Source organism: Candidatus Krumholzibacteriia bacterium, from assembly GCA_035268685.1.
In the GTDB taxonomy this organism is placed as follows: domain Bacteria; phylum Krumholzibacteriota; class Krumholzibacteriia; order JAJRXK01; family JAJRXK01; genus JAJRXK01.
Genome location: DATFKK010000170.1, coordinates 72,146 through 78,344 on the forward strand (window position 1 = coordinate 72,146; position 6,199 = coordinate 78,344).

The 6,199-nt window shown below is 65.5% G+C and carries 5 protein-coding genes; all 5 read left to right on the forward strand.

Translation table 11 applies throughout. The annotated features are described in order from the left end of the window. The first annotated feature begins 113 nt into the window (after nucleotides 1–113). Nucleotides 114–2,048: a cytochrome c3 family protein gene (locus VKA86_16035; GenBank protein HKK72716.1), complete on the forward strand. Its 1,935-nt coding sequence runs from the start codon at nucleotides 114–116 to the stop codon at nucleotides 2,046–2,048. 401 nt (nucleotides 2,049–2,449) lie between these two features. Continuing rightward, on the forward strand, nucleotides 2,450–3,139 hold the full coding sequence (locus tag VKA86_16040; protein ID HKK72717.1) for a hypothetical protein: 690 nt from the start codon (nucleotides 2,450–2,452) through the stop codon (nucleotides 3,137–3,139). A gap of 20 nt (nucleotides 3,140–3,159) precedes the next feature. Beyond that, nucleotides 3,160–3,900 carry a 4Fe-4S dicluster domain-containing protein gene (locus tag VKA86_16045; protein HKK72718.1) on the forward strand — a complete coding sequence of 247 codons (741 nt, stop codon included), beginning with the start codon at nucleotides 3,160–3,162 and terminating at the stop codon, nucleotides 3,898–3,900. Continuing rightward, nucleotides 3,900–5,162 (forward strand): Ni/Fe-hydrogenase cytochrome b subunit, encoded by a 1,263-nt coding sequence (gene hybB, locus VKA86_16050; protein HKK72719.1) that lies wholly within the window; start codon nucleotides 3,900–3,902, stop codon nucleotides 5,160–5,162. Before VKA86_16045 ends, hybB begins: the two co-directional genes overlap by 1 nt. Before the next feature lie 83 nt (nucleotides 5,163–5,245). Then, the coding region (locus VKA86_16055) for a HAMP domain-containing protein (protein ID HKK72720.1) at nucleotides 5,246–6,199 on the forward strand (954 nt) is incomplete at its 3' end.

Sequence of the window (6,199 nt, forward strand, 5' to 3'; positions counted from 1 at the left end):
GGGATCCGTTCAACCCCCTCTGAGAGTCAAGGATCGGAGCCTCGATGGTCCCCGCATCCGCACGGGAATGCGACGGATACCGACCGGGGCACGTACACCGGAAGGGTAGCGCCATGCGCGTTCGGAGGAACACGTTCGCCTGGCTCACGATCTCCTGCCTGGTCGGAGTCGTTGCCATCAACAGTCCGGCCCTCGCCCAGGACGAGGAGTGCCTTCTCTGCCACGGCAGTGGCGAGGGCATGGTCGAGCCGGCCCACGAGATCGATGCCGAGGCCTACGAGGCATCGATCCACGCCGAGATGGGATTCGCCTGCACCGACTGTCATTCGACGGGCGACTTCGAAGAGCTCCCGCACGAGGGGACCGAGACGCCGCGTTGCGCCGATTGCCACCCCTCGGCGCAGGAGGACTTCGCGCTCAGCGTCCACGCAGGTGTCGAGCAGTTCGGGGAGGAGTCGTGCGGTGCCTGTCATTCCACGCACGAGATCCGGGCCATCGACGATCCCGACTCGCGTCTGTTCTCGGTGAACCAGCCGGGGACCTGCGGCAACTGCCACGCCGATGATCAGGTCGTCGGGAACCTGAATCTCGACCTCGAGGTGATCCGCAAGTACCAGGGCAGCGTGCACGGCCTGGGCCTGGGGATCCAGGACCAGCAGCCGGCCGTCTGCAGTGACTGCCATGGCGGCCACGCGATCCTGCCCGCCAACGACGGAGACTCGCGGATCAATCCCTTCAATCTCACCGAGACCTGCGGCGAGTGTCACGCGGACGAGTCCGAACTCTACGCAGAGTCGGTGCACGGAGTGGCGTTCTCGCAGGGGCGGACCACGTCCCCGACCTGCACCGTGTGCCACGGGATCCACGAGATCAAGAACGTGCCCGAGCCGGGCGCTACCGTTCAGGAGGCTCGGCTGGTCCGGACGACGTGCACCAGCTGCCACGCCAGCGCGGCGTTGATGACCGGGCTCGGTGTCGACGCGTCCCGCGTGGCCAGCTACGAGGCCAGCTTCCACGGCCTCGTGCGTCAGCGCGACGAAGCAGCGGTGGCCGACTGCGCGAGCTGCCACGGGGTGCACGGGATCTTCAACTCGTCCGATCCGCGGTCGACGGTCCACGTGGACAACCTGCAGGAGACCTGTGGCGACTGTCATCCCGGTGCCACTGCCCAGTTCGCCTCGACCCCGGTCCACTACGTCAGTCCGACCGGAGGGCTCGAAGGCGCTGACATCGGGACGGTGGTGGTCGAGTGGGTCAAGCGGATCTACTGGATCCTGCTCTTCGGTGTCCTGGGCGGCATGCTCGCGCACAACCTGGTCATCGTGAGCTGGTACGTACGGCGGAACTGGCGCAAGGAGAACGCGCAGCGCATGCGCCGGCGCTTCGACGGTTGGCAGATCGCGCAGCACGCCATGCTGGTGATCTCGTTCGCGGTCCTGGTGATCAGCGGGTTCATGCTGGCCTACCCGGACACCTGGTGGGGACGGCTCATGGTCGACGTCGGGGTCAGCGAGGAGATCCGGCGCTGGACCCACCGCGTCGCCGCGATCGTGATGATCGTCGCCTCGTTCATCCATCTGTTCTGGATGTTGGGGACCTCGTACGGGCGTAGGGAGCTCAAGCGGATCGCTCCGGGTATGCGCGACGTGCGTGAGGTCATGCAGAACATGAAGTACCACCTGGGCACCAGCGATCGGCCGGCGGCCTTCGCCAAGTACGACTACCCGGCCAAGGCCGAGTACTGGGCGCTGGTGTGGGGTACGGTGGTCATGGCGATCACCGGTCTCATGCTGTGGTTCCCGGTGTTCACGACCTCGTTCCTGCCCGGCTGGTCGCTGAAGGTGGCCGAGGTGATCCACCTCTTCGAGGCGTGGCTCGCCACGTTGGCCATCCTGATCTTCCACTTCTTCTACGTCTTCGGTCATCCCGAGGTGTATCCGCTGAACTTCTCCATGTTCCACGGGGGCATGCGCGAGGACCACGCGAAGCACCACCACCCGGGGTGGCACGACGACGAGGAGTCGAAGTCCGCGACGACCAGCTCGTAGAGAAGCGCGAACAACCGTGTGCGGGGCCCGTGGTCGATCGACCGCGGGCCCTTCTCGTAGGGCTCGCAGCCCTCCGGGATCACGGATTCATGACGATCGGCTCCACACCCCTGTGGAGCGATCCCCCAACGTTGCAACCTCTTGTAGAGAAATCATTTACGGCTATAGACCACGGCTCGCCGCCGAGGTGTTGTGGTTTTCCTCGACACGGCCCCATGGGTGTGGCGAGAACGGCCACATGTGGCTGTCTTCGTAACTCATTGCACGAAAGCCACTTGAAGAATTGCGGAAGGCTGCGACGCACTCGGCACATCCGATGCCATGGGAAGGGGTGAAGTCGTCGCCGGACATCAACACCGCTCATCTGGGCGGGACCGACGACGCCAGAGGAGGTGAGAAGGATGGTCGTCATTTTCGTCGCTGTGTTCTTCGCAGTCTTCGTGACCATCGATCTGGTGCTGGAACGGCGTCGTCGCACTGAGCTGGCTCGCCAGGGTCAGGTTCTGCACGACCGTATGCGTGAAGCCGAGCCGCACTTCGCGGCGGGTTACGAACTCCCGGAGGGCTTCGCCTTCCACAAGGGTCACACCTGGGTGCACTGGGTGGCTCCGGACCAGGCGCTCGTCGGAGTCGACGACTTCGCGCGCCGCCTGATCGGGCATCCCGACAAGGTCGACATCCCGGCCATCGGTGCCTGGCTCGACCAGGGCGAGGGCTCGGTCAAGGTCCGCCACGGTGAAGACACGGTCAGTCTGGCATCGCCGGTGAGTGGCGAGATCATCGCTCGCAATCCCGAGCTGAAGGGCGATCCCGACCTGCTGCACAAGGACAGCTACGGTCGTGGTTGGTTGTTCAAGGTCCGGTCACCGGAACTGGTCGAGCAGATCAAGAACCTGCTGGACGGCTCGCTGGCCGACCGTTGGATGGAAGACGTCCGTGACCGCTTCCACCATCAGCTCGTGCTCGCCACGGGTAGCGTGATCCAGGACGGCGGCACGACCGTGGACGATCTGCCCGCCGTGCTCGAGCACGACCGCTGGCGCGCCCTGACCGATGAATTCCTCGACGTCGACGCGCAGCGTCGCAACTAGGACGAAGAGGGGTGTTGACGATGAAGGCTCTACTGTTCGATGCCTACAATTGCGTCGGTTGCGGGGAGTGCTCTCTGGCCTGCCAGGAAGAGAACGGACTCCCCGAAGAGGCCGAACCTGGACTGTCGGCTGCACGCTTCACCGCGATCGAGGACCACGACGACATCTACCTGCGCCGCATGTGCATGCACTGTGTCGAGCCGAGCTGCGCCTCGGCCTGCCCGGTGGGGGCCCTGAAGAAGAGCGAAGAGGGGCCCGTCACCTACGACTTCGACATCTGCATCGGCTGCCGGTACTGCATGGTCGCCTGCCCGTTCCAGATCCCGCGCTACACCTGGGACTCGCTGACGCCGCGCGTCCAGAAGTGCCAGATGTGCCCACAGCGCCTGGCCCAGGGCAAGCAGACGGCATGTGCGGAGGCCTGCCCGGCCGACGCGACGATCTTCGGTGACCGCACCGAATTGATCGCCGAGGCCTGGCGACGCATCTCGAAGTACCCGGACGACTACGCGCACAAGGTCTACGGCCTCGAAGAGGTCGGCGGAACCTGCGTGCTCGTGATCGGCCCGCCGGACCTCATGGACACCGCCTTCGACCCGCGGATTCCCGACGAGGCCCTGCCCGAGAAGACCTGGGTCGTACTCTCGAAGATCCCGACGGCGGTGGGAGTCGCCGGCGCCTCGCTCGTGGGTCTGAACTGGATCATCCGTCGTCGCATGAAGCTGATGGACGGCGACGAGAACCACGGGGGGGAGCACTGATGACGACGATGACGAACAAGATCCTCCGCCAGGTGTTGCAGCCCTGGAGGATCCTGGGTCTGGTGATCCTCGCCTTCGGCCTGGTGGCGACCATTCGACGCTTCGCGCTGGGCCTGGGCGCTTCGACGAATCTCACCGACGAGTTCCCGTGGGGGCTCTGGGTGAGCTTCGACGTCCTCTGCGGTGTGGGCCTCGCAGCCGGTGGCTTCACCATCAGCGCGATGGTCTACATCTTCCGCATGGAGAAGTACCGACCGCTGGCCCGTCCGGCGGTCATGACGGCCTTCATCGGCTATCTGCTGGTGGTCGGTGGGCTGATCTACGACCTGGGTCTTCCCTGGCGCCTGTGGCACGCCATGGTCCATTGGAACCACCACTCGGTGATGTTCGAGGTGGCCTGGTGCGTGATGCTGTACACGTCGGTGTTGGCCGCCGAGGTCTCGGCCATGGTGTTCGAGCGGCTGAAGATGGCCCGGGCGGCGCACATCGCCCACATGTTCACCCTGCCGCTGACGATCGCCGCGGTCTGCCTGTCGATGCTCCACCAGAGCTCGCTCGGCACCGTGTTCCTGCTGGTTCCCGGTCGCCTGCACGAGCTGTGGTACTCGCCGCTGCTGCCGTTCCTGTACTTCGCCTCGGCCATCGGGGTGGGTCTGTCGATGGCGATCGTCGAATCGACGCTCAGCGCGCGGGCCTTCCGCCGCTGCGTCGAGGCCAAGGTGCTGCAGGGTGTCGCCCGCGTGGCGGTGTGGGTCTACGCGATCTACGTCTCGTTGCGGATCGGTGACCTGGTCGTCCGCGATCAGCTGCACCACGTGCTCGAGTTCGACCGCGCGGCCTGGTTCTTCCTGGTCGAAATCAGCGTCGGATTCGTGATCCCGCTCGTCCTGTACATGATCCCGAAGGTCCGCCGGAACACGCACTGGCTGTACCACGCGGCCCAGATGGCGGTCTTCGGTTTCATCGTCAACCGGATGAACGTCGGAATCACGGGCTTCGAGGTCGTCGAGGGCGTCAGCTACGTCCCGTCGTGGGAAGAGATGGCGGTCACGCTTTCGCTCGTGACGGTCGGCGTGATCGCGTTCAACTTGGCGGGTAGATTCCTGCCGGTCTTCGAGGCCGAGCCCGAGGACGAGCTGGCGAAGGAGGTCTTCGCGGCCCGTCAGCGGGAACGAGAAGCCCAGCGAGCGGGTGGAGCGATCCCGCGGGGCGCCGTGCCCTCGGCCGGGACGATCGACCCGCCGGACGGGAGCACCATTTGATCCGACGACCGGATCTCACCACCTCCGGCACCGGGCCCTCCTCGAGGGGGCTCGGTGTTCGGCTGCGAGAGCGTGTCGTCCACATGCGGCACTGCCTCGGCTGGCGGCTGGTCGGGTTGCTGGCCGTCTCGCTGTTCTTCGTGCTCGGCGCGAGCAGCGCTCTGTCGCTCCGGATGCACCACGACCATCTCGAGGAACAACTCGAGGAACGGGCCATGGAGCTGGGCCGTACCGTTCTGTCGTCGCTGCACTACGCGATGCTCGAGAACGATCGTGACCACCTGCAGCAGATCGTGGCCAACGTCTCCGATTCCGAACGGGTCGATGCCGTTCGGTTGATCTCGAAGACCGGCATGGTCGGAGTCAGCAGTGAACGGAGTGAGCAGGGGACGAGCCGGGGCCTGGAGCACCCGAGCTGTACGGTCTGTCACCGGGAGGATACGCCGCGCCTGCCCTCGTCGATGCCGGAGGGCCTCCACACCTACGACAACGGCCACGAGAGTTCGACGCTGGGCCTGGTGATCCCGGTGCTGAACGATCCCTCGTGCTACGAGGCCGCGTGCCATGTGCACGGCGAACAGGAATCCCTGCTGGGCGTACTCGACGTCGAGCTGTCGACCGCCTCGATCGATCGCACCATGGACGCCGAGCTGCAGCGGACCATCCTGCTGCAGGCCTTCACGCTGCTGCTCGTGTGCTCGGTCGTCGGGGTCGTGGCCTGGCGCACGGTCCACAATCCCTTCCACGAAATGCTCGCGGGCGTGCGCCGCTTCGGCGCCGGTGACCTGGACCACCGCCTTCCGGAGAACCACGCAGGCGAACTGGGGCAGCTCGAAGCCTCCTTCAACTCCATGGCCGGTCGCCTGAGCGCAGCCCGGCACGAGCTCGAGGAGTGGAACCACACGCTCGAGGAACGGGTCGAGGAAAAGACCTCCGAGCTGCAACGCGCCCAGGAGACCATGGTCTTCACCGAGAAGATGGTCAGTCTCGGGCGGCTTGCCGCGATCGTGGCCCACGAGATCAACAATCCGCTGGCC